This window comes from Bradyrhizobium sp. CCH5-F6 (assembly GCF_001556045.1).
In the GTDB taxonomy this organism is placed as follows: domain Bacteria; phylum Pseudomonadota; class Alphaproteobacteria; order Rhizobiales; family Xanthobacteraceae; genus Bradyrhizobium.
In genome coordinates this window covers 26,168-45,230 of sequence record NZ_LSIC01000107.1, presented here as the reverse complement: position 1 = coordinate 45,230, position 19,063 = coordinate 26,168, and the positions used below count along the sequence as shown (strand labels likewise).

15 protein-coding genes are annotated in these 19,063 nt (G+C 65.9%); 7 read left to right on the top strand and 8 right to left on the bottom strand.

What is annotated here, in order from left to right; translation table 11 throughout:
* Positions 1 to 65 precede the first annotated feature (65 nt).
* On the bottom strand, positions 66 to 5,708 hold the full coding sequence (locus AX729_RS19460) for an apolipoprotein A-IV repeat region-like domain-containing protein (protein ID WP_061025918.1): 5,643 nt from the start codon (positions 5,706 to 5,708) through the stop codon (positions 66 to 68).
* A 395-nt stretch (positions 5,709 to 6,103) separates the two neighbouring features.
* On the opposite strand from AX729_RS19460, the gene AX729_RS19455 reads away from it, so the two are divergent.
* Both AX729_RS19455 and AX729_RS19450 read left to right on the top strand, forming a co-directional pair.
* Positions 6,104 to 6,478, top strand: a complete 375-nt coding sequence (locus AX729_RS19455; protein WP_156457067.1) for an Hpt domain-containing protein — start codon at positions 6,104 to 6,106, stop codon at positions 6,476 to 6,478.
* A gap of 165 nt (positions 6,479 to 6,643) precedes the next feature.
* The gene (locus AX729_RS19450) at positions 6,644 to 6,964 is read left to right on the top strand and encodes a 2Fe-2S iron-sulfur cluster-binding protein (protein ID WP_018642875.1); all 321 of its coding nucleotides are present in this window, start codon (positions 6,644 to 6,646) and stop codon (positions 6,962 to 6,964) included.
* Between the two features lie 30 nt (positions 6,965 to 6,994).
* On the opposite strand, the gene AX729_RS19445 is transcribed toward AX729_RS19450, so the two are convergent.
* Positions 6,995 to 7,462 carry an acyl-CoA thioesterase gene (locus AX729_RS19445; protein WP_061025916.1) on the bottom strand — a complete coding sequence of 156 codons (468 nt, stop codon included), beginning with the start codon at positions 7,460 to 7,462 and terminating at the stop codon, positions 6,995 to 6,997.
* 181 nt (positions 7,463 to 7,643) lie between these two features.
* On the opposite strand from AX729_RS19445, the gene AX729_RS19440 reads away from it, so the two are divergent.
* The 3 genes from AX729_RS19440 (at position 7,644) to AX729_RS19430 (ending at position 9,954) form a co-directional block, all read left to right on the top strand.
* On the top strand, positions 7,644 to 8,672 hold the full coding sequence (locus tag AX729_RS19440; protein WP_061025915.1) for an NAD(P)/FAD-dependent oxidoreductase: 1,029 nt from the start codon (positions 7,644 to 7,646) through the stop codon (positions 8,670 to 8,672).
* 122 nt (positions 8,673 to 8,794) lie between these two features.
* Entirely contained in the window at positions 8,795 to 9,391 is a 597-nt protein-coding gene (locus tag AX729_RS19435) for a DUF2147 domain-containing protein (RefSeq protein ID WP_061025913.1), read from the top strand.
* A 206-nt stretch (positions 9,392 to 9,597) separates the two neighbouring features.
* On the top strand, positions 9,598 to 9,954 hold the full coding sequence (locus AX729_RS19430) for a hypothetical protein (protein WP_061025911.1): 357 nt from the start codon (positions 9,598 to 9,600) through the stop codon (positions 9,952 to 9,954).
* A gap of 69 nt (positions 9,955 to 10,023) precedes the next feature.
* Here AX729_RS19430 and AX729_RS19425 read toward each other — a convergent pair whose 3' ends face one another.
* The 3 genes from AX729_RS19425 to AX729_RS19415 form a co-directional block, all read right to left on the bottom strand.
* Positions 10,024 to 10,293 carry a hypothetical protein gene (locus AX729_RS19425; protein ID WP_061025908.1) on the bottom strand — a complete coding sequence of 90 codons (270 nt, stop codon included), beginning with the start codon at positions 10,291 to 10,293 and terminating at the stop codon, positions 10,024 to 10,026.
* Between the two features lie 190 nt (positions 10,294 to 10,483).
* Positions 10,484 to 11,848 carry a sensor histidine kinase gene (locus tag AX729_RS19420; protein WP_061025906.1) on the bottom strand — a complete coding sequence of 455 codons (1,365 nt, stop codon included), beginning with the start codon at positions 11,846 to 11,848 and terminating at the stop codon, positions 10,484 to 10,486.
* Entirely contained in the window at positions 11,845 to 12,525 is a 681-nt protein-coding gene (locus AX729_RS19415; RefSeq protein ID WP_061025904.1) for a response regulator transcription factor, read from the bottom strand. The genes AX729_RS19420 and AX729_RS19415 overlap by 4 nt, the downstream gene beginning before the upstream one ends.
* A gap of 349 nt (positions 12,526 to 12,874) precedes the next feature.
* Between AX729_RS19415 and AX729_RS19410 the strand changes: the two genes are divergently transcribed.
* Both AX729_RS19410 and AX729_RS19405 read left to right on the top strand, forming a co-directional pair.
* Positions 12,875 to 13,759, top strand: a complete 885-nt coding sequence (locus tag AX729_RS19410) for a MipA/OmpV family protein (RefSeq protein WP_156457065.1) — start codon at positions 12,875 to 12,877, stop codon at positions 13,757 to 13,759.
* A gap of 6 nt (positions 13,760 to 13,765) precedes the next feature.
* Positions 13,766 to 14,506, top strand: coding sequence for a hypothetical protein (locus AX729_RS19405; RefSeq protein ID WP_061025901.1), 741 nt, complete (start codon positions 13,766 to 13,768; stop codon positions 14,504 to 14,506).
* A gap of 4 nt (positions 14,507 to 14,510) precedes the next feature.
* Here AX729_RS19405 and garD read toward each other — a convergent pair whose 3' ends face one another.
* The 3 genes from garD to gudD all read right to left on the bottom strand — a co-directional run bounded on the left by garD (position 14,511) and on the right by gudD (position 19,047).
* The gene (gene garD, locus AX729_RS19400; protein ID WP_061025900.1) at positions 14,511 to 16,052 is read right to left on the bottom strand and encodes a galactarate dehydratase; all 1,542 of its coding nucleotides are present in this window, start codon (positions 16,050 to 16,052) and stop codon (positions 14,511 to 14,513) included.
* A 125-nt stretch (positions 16,053 to 16,177) separates the two neighbouring features.
* Positions 16,178 to 17,626 carry an aldehyde dehydrogenase family protein gene (locus tag AX729_RS19395; RefSeq protein ID WP_061025963.1) on the bottom strand — a complete coding sequence of 483 codons (1,449 nt, stop codon included), beginning with the start codon at positions 17,624 to 17,626 and terminating at the stop codon, positions 16,178 to 16,180.
* A 77-nt stretch (positions 17,627 to 17,703) separates the two neighbouring features.
* Positions 17,704 to 19,047, bottom strand: coding sequence for a glucarate dehydratase (gene gudD, locus AX729_RS19390; protein ID WP_061025899.1), 1,344 nt, complete (start codon positions 19,045 to 19,047; stop codon positions 17,704 to 17,706).
* Positions 19,048 to 19,063 lie beyond the last annotated feature (16 nt).

Here is a 19,063-nt window from a genome sequence, read left to right as displayed (position 1 = left end):
AACGGAGACCGTGAGGCCTCCGTTCTTCATTCGCAATTCGCTACTCGCCATTCGCGAGCCTCAACTCACCCCAGCCGGCCCGCTGCGTGCGCGAGCAGCGTGTACACCAGCCCCGTCTCCGAGGTCAGGTGGCTGCGCAGCTCGTGCGGGCCGCGGCCGTCGCGGGCGACTTCGTCGAGCAGGCGCTCGAACTCGGCGACGTAGCGGTCGACCGTGCCCTTGAAGTTGCGGTCGGCGCGGTACTTGCGGGCGACCTCGTCGAAGGCCTTCTGGCCGGCGGGCGTGTAAAGGCGCTTGGTGAAGGCCTTGTTCTCGCCGCGCTGGTAGCGGTCCCACATCTCGGCAGCGAGGTTGCGGTCCATCAGCCGGCCGATGTCGAGCGACAGCGATTCCAGCGGATTGCCGCCACCTTGCGGCGCCTGCGCCTGCGGAGCGGGTGCAACGCGGCCACGGGGAGCCTCACGGCCGGTCGGAGCGCCCTGATTTGCGTCCGTGCGGTTCAGAAGATCCGACAGCCAGCCGTCGCGGCCCTGGTCGTTGCTGCCAGGTGCGACCGGCGGCGCTTCGGTGCGGCGCGAGGGAGCCGGCATGCCGAGGTCCGGCGGCGGCAGCGTCGAGGCGCTCCCGGTGTCGCGCATGCGGGTCTCGGTGGTACGGCCGCCGACGGCTGCCAGCACCGGCTCTTCCTGGCGTTGCACGCTGGCGCGGCCCGCCGTGGTGACGTCGAGCCCGCGGCCATGCTGGGCCACGATGCGGTTGAGCTCGGCGAGGGCCTCGATCTGGTCGACGATCACCTTGCGCATCTGCGCCGTGCTCTCGGCGGCCTCCTGCGGCATCTCGAGCACGCCGCGGCGCAGCTCGTTGCGGGTGGCTTCTAGCTCGTTGTGCATCTCCAGGGCCATCTGCTTCATGCTGGAGACGAGGTTGGTGAACTTCTCGGTCGACTGCTTGAACATCGCATCCGCCTCGTCGGTGGTCTGGCGGTAGATGTCGTGCATCGCCTCGATGGTCTGCCGGTGCTCCTCCTCGGAGGCCGCGCGCACCGCCTCGAACTGGCGGGTGATGGCGGCCGAGCCTGCGCCGGCGGTCTCCGCGACGACGCGGGCGATGTCGCGGGCGCGCTCTTCGGCCGCGGCAAGGGATTCATCGAGCAGACCGGTGAAGCGGGACAGCCGCTGGTCGAGATCGGCCGTGCGCAGGTCGATCGTGGTGACGAGGGATTCCAGCGCCTGCTTGCGTTCGGCGAGCGAGGCGGTGGTGTTCTTGTTGCTCTGCTCGACGACCTGCGCGGCCTCGACCAGCGCCTGGCCGTGCTTGTCGAACTGCGTCGACAGCTCGCCGAGGTCTTGGAGCGCCTTCGTGGTCTTGCTGTTGAAGACGTTGAGCTGCTCTTCCAGGTTCTGCGTCGCAGCGCCGTTGCGCGAGGTGACGTCGTTCATGGCCGAGACGAAGTCGGCGACGCGGGTCACCAGCGCCCGCTCGAGCGAGTTGAGGTTGTCGTGCGCACCGGTCAGCACTTCCTGGAGCAGGATGTTGCCTTCGCGCAGACGCTCGAACAGGGCCACCGTGTCGGTGCGCAGGATCTTGCTGGTCTCCTGCATCTCCGTGACGGCCGCGATCGAGACCTGGCGCGATTGGTCGATCGCGGAACGCGAGGCCTGCTCGAGGTCCTTGAGCGACTTGCCGACCGCGTTCGTGGCGATCTCGCTCGCCGCGTTGATGGTGCGGGCGACTTCCGAGCCGTTGCCCATCATGGTCTGCGAGAAGGCCTGGCCGCGCGTCTCGATCGACTTCAGCGCATCGGAGGTGACGCGGTCGATGTCGAGCGTGAGCTGGCTGGTCTTCGAGCCGATCGCGTCGACCAGCGCGCCGCGCTTGGCGTCGATCATGTTCGACAGGCGGTCGGCCTGCTGCTGCACATAGGTGACGATCTCGTCGGTCTTGCCGGTCATGGCCTGGCCGAAGCTGCTGCTGGCGGCGAGCACCGAGCGCTCGACGTCGGACGAGCTCGACTTGACCCGCGAGCTCGCCTCGTTGGAGGCGGAGATCAGCGCGTTCTGGGCGTTGAGCGCGCTGGTCTGGATGTCGTTGGTCGCGTTGGCGGTGGCCGCGCTCAGCGTGCGCTCGATCTCGGTCGAGATCGTGCGGATCTGGCTGGCGGCGTCCGCCGAGGTCGAGGTCAGCGAGATCTGCGCCTCGCGCGCGCTGTTGAGGATGGTCGAGGCGGTGTCGGCGCCGACGGCGGTCAGCGTGCGCTCGATGTCCGTCGTCAGCGACTTGATCTGGCTCGCCGCATCGGTCGAGGCGGAAATCAGCGTGCCCTGGGCCTCGCGAACGCCGCTGGTGAGCGCCTCGATGGTGGCGCCGCCGGCGGTCGCCAGCGCGCGCTGCATCTCGGCCGCGAGCGAACGAACCTGGCTGGTCTGCTCGGCCGAGACCGCGAGCAGGGTGCTCTGGGCGTCACGGGCGCTGGTGGTGATCGTCTCGGCGGTCGACTGGCCGACCTGCGAGAGCGAACGATGCACTTCGGCCGCGAGCGACTTGACCTGGCTCGCCGCATCCGAGGACGCCGTGACCAGCGTGTTCTGGGCCTCGCGGGCGCCGCTGACGATGGTCTCGGCCGTCGAGGTGCCCGCCATCGTGAGCGAGCGCTGCACGTCCGAGGACAGCGTCTTGATCTGGTTGGCGGTCTCGGTCGAGGCCGCGATCAGCGCGCTCTGAGCATCGCGGGCGCCGGCGGTGATCGATTCCGCCGTGGTGGTGCCGGCCATGGTGAGCGAACGCTGCACGTCGGCCGTGAGCGCCTTGACCTGGTTGGCAGCATCCGAGGAAGCCGTGACGAGGGTGGTCTGCACCTCGCGGGCGCCGGCCAGGATCGAGGCTGCGGTGGCAGCGCCAGCCGCCGACAGCGTGCGTTCGACGTCGGCCGCAAGCCCCTTGATCTGGTTGGAGGCATCGCCCGATGCCGCAACCAGCGTCGATTGCGCTTCGCGGGCGCTGGTCAGGATCGAGTTCGCCGCGCCGGTGCCGACCGCGGTCAGCGCGTGCTCGACTTCGGCGGCGGTCATCTTGAGCTGGGCGTTGACGTCGGAGGAGACCGTCATCAGCGACTGCTGAGCCGTGCGCGCGCCGGTCTGGATCGTCTCGCTGGTGTTGACGACGAGGTTGGTGAGCGAGCGCTCGGCGTCCTCGACATGCGAGCGGATCGCGGTCGAGATCATCTCGGCGCGGGACATCATGTCCTCGCTGGCCTGGCGTCCGCTGCTTTCGATGCGGCCGGCGACGGCCTCGACGCGCGAGCCGAGCAGGTCCTCGAACTGCGCCACGCGCACGTCGATGTCGTTTGCGACCGAGCCGACCTTGGTCTCGATGGCCTGGTGGATCTCCTGGAAGCGCGCGGTGACCGTGTCGGTCAGGTGCGCGCTGCGGCCGTCGATGATCTCGGTGACGCCGGTGATGCGGCGGTCGACCGCCTCGATCGCCTGCGCGGTGCCGTCCGTGAGCGTCGAGCCCAGCAGCGTCAGGCGCATGTCGATCGACTGCACGGCCTGCGTGGCGCCGTTCGTCACGGCGGTGGTCAGGTAGGTGAGGCGGGAGTCGATGGATTCGAGCGCCTGCGTCGCGCCGCCGGTGAGCGTCGTCGTGAGGTGCGTCAGCCTGGTGTCGATCGACTGGATCGTCTGGGTTGCGCCATCGGTCAGCGACGTCGTGAGGTGGGTGAGGCGGGAGTCGATCGACTGGATCGCCTGCGCGGCGCCGTCGGTCAGCGACGTCGTCAGCGTGCTGATGCGTCCGTCGATGGTTTCGGTCATGGACTTCGCGCGGTGGTCGAACGACTGCTCCAGAGCGGCGACGCGTCCGACGAGCTGCTCGTCGAAGGTCCTGATGTGGCCTTCGATCGTGCCGTCGAGGCTGGCGATCTTGCCGTTCAGCGAGGTGTCGAGGTTGGCGACGCGTTCGCCGATCGTGGTCTCGAATTGCACCAGCCGCTGGTCCAGCACGGCGGTGATCTGGCCGCCGTTCGACGTGAAGCGGGTGTCGAAATCGTCGACATAGGTCTTCAGCGTCTCGGCGATGTCCTGCGTGCGCTGGCCCATGCGCTCGACGATCTCGCCGCCGAAGGTCTTCACGGTGCGGTCGAACTCGGAGATGTGGCGCGTGATCAGCGCGCCCAGCGTGCCAGAGTCGCGCGCGAACTTCTCGACCAGCTCGGTGCCCTGGTTCCTGACGAGTTCGTCGAAGGCGCTCATCTGCAGCGACAGCGAGTCGTGCGCGGTCTCAGTCTGGCTGACGACCTTGGCGACCAGGGTGTTGACGGTGGCGTCGAGCGCCTCGCTCGCCTTGTCGCCGCTGGTCATGATGTGGTTGGCGAGCCGGTTGCCGGCGTCGTCGATCTTGGCCGAGAGGTCGTTGGAGCGCAGCTCGAGCTCGAGCAGCAGCGAATCCGACGAATTCTTCAGGCTGTCGTGCACCTGTTCGGTGCGCTCGGAAATGCCGTCGACGATCGCGGCGGAGCGCTGCTCGAATTCGCCGGTGATGCGGTCGATGCGCTCGTTCAGCATCTCGTGGACGCGATCGGCGAGATCGACGAACTCGTCGTGGACATGGCCGGTCTTGAAGTTGAGGCTGGTGGTCAGCCGCTCGCTGGCATCAAGCACGGCGCGCGTGGTCTCGGAGCTGGCTTCCTCCAGGCGGTCGAGCAGGTCGCCGCCGCGCTCGCCGAGCGCGAGAATCATGTTGTCGCCGGCATTGCTCAGCGCCTGGGTGATGTGGGCGCCGCGCTCTTCCAATGCGCCGGTGATGGACTTCGCGACTTCGTCGACGCGCGAGGCGATGGCGTCGGAAATCAGCGCGATGTCGTGGCGAAGGTCGATCTGCACGCCCGAAATGGCGCTGCGGACCTGCTCGGCCTGGCCGACCAGGTTGTCGCGCTGATGCGCGATGTCCTGGAGCAGGGCGCGGATACGCACCTCGTTGTCGGAATAGGCGCGTTCGAGCGCGGCGACCTCGTTGGCGACCAGCGTCTCGAGCTCGCCGGCGCGCGCGATCGCACGCTCGATGCCGTCGCCCATCGCGGCGACCTCGCGGCGGATGGCCTGGCCGACCGTGACCATGGAATCGGAGGCAGAGCCTTCAGGCTCGGAGAAGCGGATTGCGACCTGCGCCATCGCCTGCGCGATCATGCGCATTTCCTGGCCGCGCCAGACGAGGCTGGCGAGGAAATAGAACAGCATGATCGGCGCGAAGAACATCGCGACGAGACCGGCGATGACGAGCACGCCGCCGCTCTGGCCCATGGCGGCCTGGATCGAAGGCAGGAAGCCGACGGTCAGCGCGGCGCAGGCGGCGAGCCAGATGCCGGCGAAGATGGTGGCGAAGGTGTAGACGCTGCGGGCAGGGCGGCCCTTCTGGAGTGCCTGGAGCAACTGGCCGATGGTCTCGCGGTCGTCATTGGCCGGGCGGCGCGAGGTCCGCGGCTCCTCGACCGGGTCGAACACGGCGGTCCGCTCATTGGCGGCCGGTCGCGGCTCGAAGCTCGGCTCGTCGAAGATCGGAGGCGCGGGCGGCGCCACCGGAGGCGCCGTTTCGTTGCGCATCGCGGCGTTGCGGCTCGTATCCGCAGCGGTGTCACTGATGTTCAGGGCTTCCTGGATCGCAGAAAGCGCAACTTCTGTGGGGTCTTTGACCTTTTTCGGAGTGTTCGCCATGTTCAGTCCGAGCCCTCGTTACTTGTACGCGTCCCCCCGCGAGCCCTGCGCGCGGCGCAAGCCCACAGACCGGATCATGCCGCTTGCGCGGATCTCCGAGCCGTCCCCACCCGGACGGCTTGTCCGCCAATTTCCGCAACATCCTATTGGCAGAGCGCCGCGAATGAAATGCCTGCGATTAAGACAATCTTAATCATCGTTAACAGGATCGCGCCGTAACGCCTTAGCAACAAATGCAATTCTCCACCGGACTCGGTCGATTGCGGCAACTTTTCGTCAATAAACAGGCAGATCTGCGTCAAACAGCCCAAACATTTCGTTAACCATTTCCGTGCTTGGGTGAGGGGAACTGACCGCCGGACCGGCGGCCGCCGCGCGATGCCGGGGCCTGCGCCATGACGCCTGAACTGCAACGGATGAACTGGATGCCTTCGCCCCCGCTTGCCCCCATCGATCGTCCGCTCGACCTCGAGCATCTCTCCCGGATGACGCTCGGCGACGCTGAACTGGAACAGGAAGTGCTGGCGATGTTCGCCGAGCAGGCGGTCCGCCTGCTGGCCGCAATGGCTGCGATGCCGGCCGAGACCGGCGCGCTCGCGCACAAGCTCAAGGGTTCGGCGCGCGGGATTGGCGCCTTTGCAGTGGCCGATGCCGCCGCCAGCCTGGAGACCGCGGTCCGGACCGGCCATGGCCGGCCCCATGCCTTCGCCGCGCTGAAGGACGCGGTGACGGAGGCCCGCGCCGCCATCGCGGCGATCCTGAAGCCGTAAGCCGGTACGGTCGGAGCCGGGCTCTACTCTTTTGTTTTGACGCGTTTTCTTGCCGCAAAGCGGGATTCATTTCGCATCAAAACCCTATGGCGCCGGGCTAATCGACCCGTTATAGGACAGCCCGGACCCTCCTTCATTCCAAGCACCGCGGCAGCACGAGCACACATGGCCAAGATTCACTTTGTCGACCACAAGGGCGAAACCCGCACGGTGGAAATCGAGAACGGCGCAACCGTGATGGAAGCCGCGATCCGCAACAGCATCCCCGGCATCGAAGCCGAATGCGGCGGCGCCTGCGCCTGCGCGACCTGCCATGTCTATGTCGACGAAGCCTGGCGCGAGAAGGTCGGCAGCCCGACGCCGATGGAAGAGGACATGCTCGACTTCGGTTTCGACGTGCGCCCGAATTCGCGCCTGTCCTGCCAGATCAAGGTCTCCGACGATCTCGACGGGCTGGTGGTGGCGACGCCGGAACGCCAGGCCTGATTCTCACAGACCTGATCCCTCACGACTGAATCATGCGCTCGGCGGCGTGACCTCGATGCCGCGCTTGTGCCAGGGTTTGAGCTTCGCGATCACCTCCGCAGTGAGCGGCGTCGGCCGCCGCGAGGCTTCGTCGATCATGACGCCGACCGAATTCGCCGACGCGATGCACTTTCCCTGCGAGAACACGACCTGCTCGAACGTGACCGACGTTCGTCCCAGCTTGACCACGCCGAGGCCGAGCTCGATCGTGTTCGGCCAGTGCAGCTCGGCGCGGAAATGGATGTCGAGCCGCACCATGATCCAGGCAAGGCCCGGCGGCGTCAGCCCGTATTCGGGGAGCTTCATCAGCGTGACACGGCCGGTCTCGAAATAGGTGGCGTAGACCGCGTTGTTGACGTGCTGATTGGGATCGAGATCGCCGAAGCGGACGTTGTCGCTGAGGCGGTAGGGGTAGTCCTCCAGGCGCGGCGTCGTATCGAGGCGGCTTGGTGCGTTCACCGATTGATCTCCGTCATATCATTGCTCGTTACAGCCCAGTTATGATGGTCCGGCAAGTGGGTGCGGCTGCGGGGCGCTCCCGCTTTTATGCCTTCCCTGATCCATCCCCGTTGGCTAGACAGGCAGGGTCACCTCTGCCCGAAGGGCGCCGTCCAACCGATAACGATCATAAAGAGACGACATGAGCGACGTGATCAAAACAGATGTGCTGATTATTGGCGCCGGCCCCTGCGGTCTGTTCGCCGCCTTCGAGCTCGGCCTTCTCGACATGAAGGCGCACTTCGTCGACATCCTGGACAAGGTCGGCGGCCAGTGCGCCGAACTCTATCCGGAAAAACCGATCTACGACATTCCCGGCATTCCGCAGGTGTCGGGGCAGGGGCTGACCGATGCGCTGATGGAGCAGATCAAGCCGTTCCATCCGACCTTCCATCTCGGCGAGATGATCGAGACCGTGGAGAAGATCGGCGATCCCGCCTTTCGCTGCACCACCGATACCGGCAAGGTGTTCGAATGCAAGGTGGTGGTGATCGCGGCCGGCGGCGGCTCGTTCCAGCCCAAGCGTCCGCCGGTGCCGGGCATCGAGGCCTATGAAGGCACCTCGGTGCATTACGCCGTGCGCAAGATGGAGACGTTCAGGGACAAGAACGTGCTGATCGTCGGCGGCGGCGATTCCGCGCTCGACTGGACGCTCAATCTGCATCCGCTGGCCAAGCGCATCACGCTGTTGCACCGACGCGACGAGTTTCGCGCCGCGCCCCACAGCGTCGAGCAGATGCGCGCGCTGGTCGCCAGCGGCAAGATGGATCTGAAGCTCGGCCAGGTCACCGCGCTCTCGGGTGCCGACGGCAAGCTGACAGGTGCGACCGTCAAGGGCAATGACAACAGCATCACCGAGGTCGCCTGCGACACCATGCTGCCATTCTTCGGGCTGACCATGAAGCTCGGCCCGGTCGCGAACTGGGGCATTGCGCTCGAGAACAATCTGGTGCCGGTCGAGACGTCCGCGTTCGAGACCAACGTGCCCGGCATTTTCGCGATCGGCGACATCAACACCTATCCCGGCAAGATCAAGCTGATCCTGTGCGGCTTCCACGAGGGCGCGCTGATGTCGCAAAAAGCCCATCGCTACGTGTATCCGGAGAAGCGGCTCGTGTTCCAGTACACGACTTCGTCCTCCAGCCTGCAAAAGAAGCTCGGTGTCAACTGACGCGGGCGGGGCTGGAAGCCCATGCCCCATGTTTCTGGTGCTGGAGCCGTTCGCGAAATCGCCGTAGTCTGTGGCCATTCCGGTCGCGGCTAGCAATTGATTGGCATAGCAAGGTGATGATTATGCGAACTCTTCTTTCCAGCTTTCGGCTGCTCTCCTTCGTCGCGCTCGCCTTGTCGCTCGCGACGGTGACGCCGTGTGCGGCGCAGACCGCCGAGCCCACGGCGGCGGGACTCTGGCAGAAGGTCGAAGACGGCAAGACGGTCGGATGGTTCCTCTTCATCGACCGCAACGGCATCTTCGAAGGTGTGATCGCAAAGACCTTCCCCCGCCCAACCGACGATCCGAACGAGGTTTGCAGCAAGTGCACCGACGATCGCAAGAACGCGCCCGTGCTCGGCATCTCCTTCGTCCGCAACATGAAGCGCGAAGGCTTGAAGTACGAAGGCGGCAACGTGCTCAATCCGCGCGACGGCCAGATCTGGAAGGCCAACATGAAGGTCAGTCCTGATGGCCAGACCCTGACCCTGCGCGGCTATCTCGGCATCGCGCTGCTCGGCAAGGACGAGACCTGGACGCGCCTGCCGGACGCCTACATCGCCCAGGTGGATCCTGCCATCGTCGCAAAATACCTGCCCGCGCAGGCAGCGGCCACCAAGCCGCCGGCACCGGCGGCGAAGAAGGGTGGCGCGATGATGGCGCCGGCGCCCAAGCAGTAAGATCAGCGGCGGCCATTCCGCCGAAAGACGAACGCGCCCCCGGTCCGCTCCAGTAGTTGCCCGGAATGCATGCTGGCGCCGGATTTGCATAGCTGTCCGCAAGCGGCGGGAGAGAGAGTCGCTGCCCTTCAACCCTTTCCGCTGAGCCGCGGAAGGCGGGGGCGACGTTGTCCCGCGCGGCGATCACTTCGATCCGCGGAGACGATATGCGATCTGCAAGATTGTGTGCGGCGCCATTGCTCGCACTGACGGCGCTCGTGGCGACATCGGCGCTGGCGCGCGACGACGGGCGGTTCGCCAACTCGCCGCTCAAACCCTGGTTCGAAAGCCTGCACAGCGAATTCGGGCAATGCTGCTCGGATGCCGACGGCTATGTCGTCGCCGACGTCGACTGGGAGTCCAATCAGGGACGTTACCGCGTGCATCTCGACGGCGAGTGGGTCGTCGTCCCCGACGGTGCCGTCATCACCGTGCCGAACAAGATCGGCCGCACCATGGTGTGGAAGCACTATATCGACGGCCATCCGCGCGTACGCTGCTTCATGCCGGGCAGCATGACGTGAGCGCAGCAAGTCTGCGATGTCATTCCGGGGCGACGCGCGAGCGTTACACCCGGAATGACGATGAGCTGCTCACCGCGCCTCGCTGTCCGAACCCGCACTAGCGAGCCGCTTGATCCGCGGCGACAGCACTGAAACCTGCGCGGGCGAGGCGGGCATGCCGGCGACGATCATCGCGGGCGCGGCCGACTGCTCCTGGACCCCTGCGCCGCCGAGCACCTGCACCTGCGTCGCCGTGATCGGCAACGAACTCACTTCGTAAGAGGGAAGCTCGGCGGCGAAGGCGCCAGTCGAGCTCGCAATCATGGCGCCGGCAACGGCAATCATCGAGAGAACGCGCATTGGAAATCTCCGTGGAGGATGTCAATCGGAGGTTTGGTCGTCTCGATTCCGGACCAGGTTCGCTTGCGCGCAAACATTCGCGTGTCCGCTGGCGCACATATTGGTTGCTTGATGCGAAAGGTCGAAACGAGGAAGAAGCTTTTCGCGCCAATGTTTCCGGACGGTTTCGTGGATTGGCGATGCGCCTCGCTCAGTGCTCTTGCAGATCGAGCTGCGCGGCTTTGACCGGCGCGGTGGCCGCTGGAAAGCGCAGGCTCATGGTCGTGCCGCGGCCGGGTGCGGAGGAGATGACCAGCTCGCCGCCATGCGCGGCCATGATCTCGCGGACGATCGACAGGCCGAGGCCTGCGCCGCCGCCAGCGGCGTTGCCGGTCTGAAACGGCTCGGTCAGTCCGTGCTCGGCGCCATGGGGGAGGCCCGCGCCGTCATCGTGAATCGAGATGCCATCGCGACTAAGCTTGGCGACGATGCGCCGCGCGCCATGGGCGTGGATGAGCGCGTTGCCGACGAGATTGGCGAGCGCACTGCGAAGCGCGGCGTCCACGCCTTGCACCAGGAGCGGACCTTTCCCGTCCTGCTCCAGTGCGAGCTCGATGCCTGCGTCCAGTGCCGAGGGACCGAAGTCGGCCAGCACATCGAGCGTGATCTGGGCGAGATCGATCGGCCGCTTTTCGATCGCGTGATTCTGCAGCCGGGCCAGGTCGAGCATGGCGGAGACCAGCGAAGTCAGGCGCCTGACGTCGCGCACCAACTCGGCCCTCAGGGCCGGCTCGGGCACGTCCTCGATCTTTGCCCGCAGCAGCGTGAGCGGCGTGCGAAGTTGATGTGCGGCGTTGCCGAGAAAGCGGCGCTGCATCCTGATATAGGCGTCGATCTCGCCGAAGGCGCGGTTCAGCGCCTCGACCAATGGCTTCAGCTCGGAGGGGACCTCCGACAACGAGATCAGGCCCTGCGGGGCCGACGGATCGATCGCGAGCGCGCGACGCGCGACTCGCTCGATGCCGCGCGAGACGAAACGCGCAGCAAGCGCCGAGCCGATCGCGACGGTGGCCGCAAAGGCCAGCGCCACCGTGAAAATCGAAAGGAAGTTGCGGGCGAGGAAGCTTCTTGCGAGCCGGCCGAAGCGAATCTGAGGCTCGCCGACCATCGTGGTGATCCGCAAGGCGCCTCGCTGCGCAGCGGCGAGGCAGAACGTGCTGTTCTGGTCGGGTGTGCTGAAGACGGACAGGCCGACGGGCCCGCGATACGGAAATGCGAAGGGAAGCTGTGGCCGGTGCTCGCTGCCGTACTCGTTGGAGAGATCGCCCACAGATACGACGTACCAGAGGTTCGGGCTGTCCGCCTTCAATTCCTCGAGCGCGGGAGTGGGGCGCACCGTCAGGTTTTGCGCATCGATAACGGTTGCGCGATCGAGAACGCCGGCCACGACCCGGCACGCCCTGAACTCGCGTTCCTCCATCGGGTACCTCGATACGAAGACCGCGACCATGATCAGGAAGATCGTCGTCGCGGCGATGCCGAGCGAAAACGAAAACGTCTTGGCAATCGACCTCATCGCGGCGCGGCCAGCCGCAGGATGTAGCCGATGCCGCGCATACTGCGGATTTCCACGTCGCCGCCGAACGCTGCCAGCTTCTTCCTCAGGCGCGAGACCTGGGCTTCGAGCGTGTTGGATTCGATCTCGTCGTCGAAGCCGTAGATCTCTTCGATCAGGGCGCCGCGGGTGATGACGCGGTCGCGCCTCATCAGGAGTGCGCCCAGGATCAGCGCCTCGCGCCTCCGCAGCAGGAGCTTCCTGTCGGCAACCACGACTTCGTTGCTGCCGAGATGCAGTTCGACATTGCCGAGTGACAGCACGGCAGGCGCGAGCAGGCGGGGCCGCCGCAGCACGGCGCGCACGCGCGCAATCAGCTCCTGCGGCTCGAACGGCTTGCCGAGATAATCGTCGGCGCCGCTGTTGAGGCCATCGACGACGTCCTCCTTGGCGTCCTTGGAGGTCAGCATGATGATCGCGGGACGTTCAGCCGATTGGCTCAGCGCCGTGACCACCTGGAGCGCATCTCCGTCGGGCAGCATCCGGTCGACGATCGCGAGATCGTATTTGAAGTTCTCCAGCGCCTGGCGGGCCTCCGCAATCGATTCGACGAGGTCGACCACGCCGTGCAATTGCCCGAGTAGCCGGCTGACATAGGCGCCGATCTGAGGTTCGTCTTCGATCACGAGGGAGCGCACGCGGCCGTCCTTGACTGTGTGGGGCCGATAGAACCCCGACTTGACGCTTCCTGGCCGAAGTCCGGCGTTTCGGTTCGTGCGCGAGGTTCCCTTTAAGGCAGCGAGCTTGGCGAATAAAAGGCAGCGGTGACGGCGTGGCCGGCACCGGCGGTCAAAGTTTGGCGGCGTGAGCACCGCGCGGCAATGTTCGGGCAATGTTGGTTTGATGGCCGCACGCTTCGTGCGTGCCGGGCACATCTTAGGGGGCGGTCTTCGCCCTGCAATCTTGAGGCAATTTTTCCGGACCACATGCTGTGGCTTCTAACCACACGAGTCGACCAGGCCGGGAAGGCCGGTCCGGGGCCCCGCAATGAAGCATTTTGACGAAGCCGCATCCGACCATGTGGCGGCCGGGCAGCAGACCCTGCTCGCCGCTTTCCTCGGCGCGATCATGGCGATGCCTCAATCCGCATCGGCGCAGACCGCTTTCACACTGCCGGCGCCGCCCTTCGAGCTGCCGATGCTGCCTTCGCCTTCGGGAAACTGGACGGTCATGGTCGGCATCGGCGGCGAATACACACCGGATTTCGTCGGATCGAAGAACGGCAAGCTGATGCCGATCCCGATTTTCTCCATCCGCCGCGCCGGATCGATCGACCAGTTTCGTGGGCCGCGCGACAGTGCCAGCATCGCGCTGCTCGACGTCGGCAATTTTCGTGCAGGACCTGCGTTCAAGTACGTCGCCTCGCGCAAGAGCGACAAATATTCCGAGCTGACCGGCCTCGGCGACGTCAAGGCCGCCTACGAGGTCGGCGGCTTCGTCGAGTATTATCCGGTCGACTGGCTCCGCTTGCGCAGCGAATTGCGGCAGGGCGTGGGCGGCCATACCGGCACCGTCGCCGACATCTCCGCCGACGTCATCGTGCCGCTGATCCAGAGGCTAACGATCTCGGCCGGCCCGCGCTTCACCTGGAAAAGCACCAACGCGACCGCGCCCTATTTCGGTGTGGACGCCGCGCAGGCGCTGGCGTCGGGACTGCCCATGTACGATGCCAAGGGCGGCGCGCACTCGGTCGGCTTCGGCAGCCAGATCTCCTATCGCATCGACCCGCAGTGGGAAGTCCATGGCTATGTCGAATACGAGAAGCTGCTGGGGGATTCCGCCGACAGCCCGCTGGTGGAGCTGCGCGGCTCGTCGAACCAGACCACGGTCGGCATCGGTGCCTCCTATTCGTTCGACTTCAGGATTCGCTAGGTCGCCATGCGCCGTATGGTTCTTCTCTGGGGTGGCCTCGCGATCGCATTCGCCGTCCTGGGCGCCGCCGCGGCGTTCGAGACGCGCGCGACGAAGCTCGAGGCGATCAAGACCGTCGGCATTATTTCGGCCATCGGCGAGGAGATGAGCCTGACGCAAGCCGGCCTGACCGGGCTCGGCAACACCGCGCAAAGCGTCTCGATCGGCGCATGGGGGCTGGACGAGATGATCGTCCAGCAGGCGACGAGGCTGCTCGGTGGGCGTTTTCGGGTGCAGCCGGTGACCTACAGGCGGGCAGCCTTCGCTGCCATCAGGGATTCGGCGGTTGCGCCGGTTAATCTCCTGCGCAGCGACCCGTTCAAGGAGCTGGTTCGAAGCGATGTCGCGCCGCAGGGACTGGATGCGTACATCGTCGTCACCCCGGCGAGATCGAAGCTTGGAAACGGTCGCAACGTCGAGGGCATCGGCTTCGCCGAATACCGGACGCTGCTCGCGGATTACGGATTGGTCCACGCGCTGTACGACGTTCGCGTCATCAACGGCAAGTCGTTCGATGTGATCGAGAAGCGGACGGCCGCTCCGCTCGACAACACCGGGACGGTGCGGCTCGCCGGCCCAACCGTGCCGGTCGATGCGACGTTCGATGGTCCGGCTTCGAGCGAACGGCTGCGCGCGGCGATAGCGGAGCTCATCATCCGCAGCTTGCCACTTACGCTCAGTGACATGCACCTGACCGACGCTCCGTGATCCCTCAGGTCACCGGCGCCGGATTGAACAGCGTCAGATCGTTGTGGATGCCCCAGCGATCGGACCACGGTTTCGTGCGGCCGCTGGCGACATCGAGAATCAGGCGGAACAGGTCCCAGCCGGTTTCCTCGATGGTCTTCTCGCCGGTGGCGATGCGGCCGGCATCGAAGTCGATCAGGTCCTTCCAACGGCGGGCGAGCTCGCTGCGGGTCGCGACCTTGATCACGGGTGCGGCCGCGAGGCCATAGGGCGTGCCGCGGCCGGTGGTGAACACCTGCAGCGTCATGCCGGAGGCGAGCTGGAGCGTGCCGCAGATGAAGTCCGACGCAGGGGTTGCCGCGAACAGCATCCCTTTCTGCGTCGCCTTCTCGCCGGGCGAGAGCACGCCGGTGATCGCGCTCGAGCCCGACTTGACGATCGAGCCGAGCGACTTCTCGACGATGTTGGCGAGGCCGCCCTTCTTGTTGCCGGGTGTGGTGTTGGCGCTGCGATCGGCGCCGCCGCGGGCGAGGTATGAGTCGTACCAGGCCATCTCGCGCACCAGCGCTCGGCCAACATCCTCGTTGATGGCGCGGCGCGTCAGCAGCTGGATGGCGTCGCGCACCTCGGTGACTTCCGAGAACATCACGGTGGCGCCGGCGCGCACCAGGAGGTCCGCGGCGAAGCCGACGGCGGGGTTGGCGGTGACGCCGGAGAAGGCGTCGCTGCCGCCGCATTGCAGGCCGATGACGAGGTCGGAGGCCGGGCAGGTCTCGCGCTTGCGGGTGTTGAGCACCTTCAGCCGGGCCTCGGCCTGGGTCATGATCGCGTCGACGATGGCGCCAAAGCCGTCGAAGGCTTCGTCCTGCATGCGGACGATCGCATCGCCCACGCCTTCCGGCACCAGGCGCTCGGGCGCGAGCTTCTCGCAGCCGAGGCCGACGACCAGGATCTCGCCGCCGAAATTCGGATTGAGCGCGAGGTTCTGCAGGGTGCGGATCGGCACCACCGCGTCGGGCGCATTGATCGCGACGCCGCAGCCATAGGCATGGGTGAGCGGCACGACGTCATCGACATTGGGATACTTCGGCAGAAGCTCCGTTCGGATGCGCTTGACGGCATATTCCATCGTGCCCTTGACGCATTGCACGGAGGAGGAGATGCCGAGGATGTTCTTGGTGCCGACCGAGCCGTCCGGATTGCGGTAGCCCTCGAAGGTGAAGCCTTCGAGCGGGGGCAGCGGGGAGGGGACCGCGGTCGAGATTTCAAGCCTGTCGAGGGCAGGGGCCTCCGGCATGCGGATGCGGGCTTCATCCACCCATTCGCCGGCCTGGATGGGAGAGAGTGCGTAGCCGATGATTTCGCCATAGCGGACGATCGGGGCGTCTTGCGCGATGTCGACCAGCGCGGTCTTGTGGCCTTGCGGCACGAAGGCGCGCAGCGTCAGTCCGCAGGCGAAGCGGGAGCCGGCCGGAAGCCCGAAATCATTGACCACGATCGCGACATTGTCGCGCTCGTTGAGCTTGATGTAGCGGGGCTGCTCTTTCGCCGCGACGTCCTGGTCCATCGTGGACTCCGGGATTTGTAGGGTGGGTTAGCGCAGCGTAACCCACCAATGTCTCTGTCCGCGGAAGCAGAAGAGGTGGGTTACGCTGCGCTAACCCACCCTACGATGTCTACGATATCGGCCCGTCAACCCGGATAGGTATAGGCGGTCTTCACCGTCGTGTAGAACTCGCGCGCATAGGAGCCCTGCTCGCGGGCGCCGTAGCTCGAGCCCTTCCGGCCGCCGAACGGCACGTGATAGTCCACACCGGCGGTCGGGAGGTTGACCATCACCATGCCGGACTCGCTGTTGCGCTTGTAGTGCGAGGCGTATTTCAGGCTGGTGGTGCAGATGCCGGAGGCGAGGCCGAACTCGGTGTCGTTGGATATCGCGAGCGCCTCCTCGTAGTTCTTGGCGCGGATCACGGCGGCGACGGGGCCGAAGATCTCCTCGCGCGCGATGCGCATGTTGTTGTTGGCTTCGGTGAACAGCGTCGGCTGGAGATAGTGACCGGGGTTCTCACGCTTGAGCAGCTCGCCGCCGAAGGCGAGCTTGGCGCCCTCGTCCTGGCCGATCTTGATGTAGCGCAGGTCCTGGTCGAGCTGGCTCTGATCGACGACGGGGCCGATATGCACGCCGGCCTTGAGCGCGTCGTCGACCGACAGCCCCTTCAGCCGCTCGGCCATCGCCGCGACGAAGCGGTCATGGATGCCTTCGGTGACGATCAGGCGGGAGGAGGCCGTGCAGCGCTGTCCGGTGGAGAAATAGGCGCCGTTGACGGCGACCTCGACCGCGGTCTTGAGGTCGGCATCGTCGAGCACGACCAGCGGATTCTTGCCGCCCATCTCCAGCTGGAACTTCTTCATGGGGTTCGAGAGCACGCAGGCCTGCGCGATTTTGCGTCCGGTCTGCACCGAGCCGGTGAACGAGATCGCGGCGACGTCCGGATGCTCGAGCAGGGTCTGGCCGACCACCGAGCCGGAGCCGACCACGAGGTTGAAGACGCCGGCTGGAATGCCGGACTTGGCGATGATCTCGGAGAGCGCATGCGCGCAGCCTGGCACCAGCTCAGCCGGCTTGAACACCACCGTGTTGCCGTAGCAGAGCGCGGGCGCGATCTTCCAAGCGGGGATCGCGATCGGGAAATTCCATGGCGTGATCATGCCGACGATGCCGACCGGCTCCCGGGTGAGCTCGACGTCGAGGCCGGGACGGACCGAGGCGCCCTTCTCGCCCATCAGGCGTAGCGCTTCGCCGGCAAAGAACGCGAAGATCTGGCCGGCGCGCGCAACCTCGCCGATCCCTTCCGGCAGCGTCTTGCCTTCCTCGCGGGCGAGCAGGCGGCCGAGCTCTTCCTTACGGGAGAGGATTTCGGCGGAGATCTTGTTCAGCGCGTCATAGCGCTCCTGCGGCGTCGAGCGCGCCCAGGCCGGGAAGGCGGCTTTTGCGGCGGCGATCGCTTTTTCGGTCTGCGCCTTGTCGGCCTTGGCATATTCGCCGACGACGTCGTTGGTGTTGGAGGGGTTGATGTTCTTGGTGACGCCGGAGCCGTCGACCCATTCGCCGCCGATGAAGTTCTTCAGGATCGCTGTCATCTTTTCCTCCTTGTTCAAGGGACATGATCCTATCGGAAAGCTGGTGTCCGCTTTTCCGGGATCATGCCTGACGTTTCTTATCGCACGAGGCACGGACGCTTGTCGTCGAAGGTCCAGCCCGGGATCAGGTCCTGCATGGCCATAGCGTCATCCCGGGCGCCAAGTCCATGCTTCTTGTAGAGCTCATGCGCGGCCTCGATGGCGGCGCGGTCGATTTCGATGCCGAGGCCGGGGCGATCGGGCACCGCGATCTTGCCGCCCCTGATCTGGAGCGGCTCCTTCGTCAGCGCCTGGCCATCCTGCCAGATCCAATGGGTATCGATCGCGGTGACCTTGCCGGGAGCGGCGGCGCCGACATGGGTGAACATGGCGAGCGAGATGTCAAAGTGGTTGTTGGAGTGCGAGCCCCAGGTCAGGCCGTTGTCACGGCAGGTCTGGGCGACGCGCACCGAGCCTTGCATGGTCCAGAAATGGGGATCGGCGAGAGGGATGTCCACCGACCCCAAACGCAGCGCGTGGGAGAGCTGCCGCCAATCGGTCGCGATCATGTTGGTGGCTGTGGGCAGTCCCGTGGCGCGACGGAACTCGGCCATGATCTCGCGGCCGGAGAAGCCGGCCTCGGCGCCGCACGGATCCTCGGCATAAGCGAGGATGCCGTGCATGTCCTTGCAGAGACGGATCGCTTCGTCCAGCGACCAGGCACCGTTGGGGTCCAGCGTGACGCGTGCCTTGGGGAAGCGCTTGGCGAGGGCGGTGACCGCCTCGATCTCCCGCTCGCCGTGGAGCACACCGCCCTTCAGCTTGAAGTCGGCGAAGCCATAATGGTCGTGGGCGGCTTCCGCGAGCCGCACCACGGACTCGGGCGTCATCGCCTCCTGATGGCGCAGGTTGAACCATTCCGCCTTGCCGGTTTCGCCTGCGACATAGTCGAGCTTCGACTTGCGCCGGTCGCCGACGAAGAAGAGATAGCCGAGCGTCTCGACGCTGGCGCGCTGCTGGCCTTCGCCGAGCAGGGCCGCGACGGGCAGGTCGAGATGCTGGCCGAGCAAATCGAGCAGCGCGGATTCGATCGCGGTGACCGCGTGGATCATGACGCGGAGGTCGAAGGTCTGCTTGCCGCGGCCGCCGGCGTCTCGGTCGGCGAAGGCGGTGCGGATGTCGGCGAGGATGTTGTTCATCGCGCCGACGGTCTTGCCGATGACGAGATCGCGGGCGTCCTGCAGGGTCTGCCAGATCTTCTGGCCGCCCGGCACCTCGCCGACGCCGGTGTGACCGGAACTGTCGGTGAGGATGACGATGTTACGGGTGAAGAACGGCGCGTGCGCGCCGCTCAAATTGAGGAGCATGCTGTCGCGGCCCGCGACCGGGATCACCTGCATCGCCGTGACCACCGGTGCGCCAGAGATATCAGTCCGGGGCATCGCGCGCTCCTCCCGT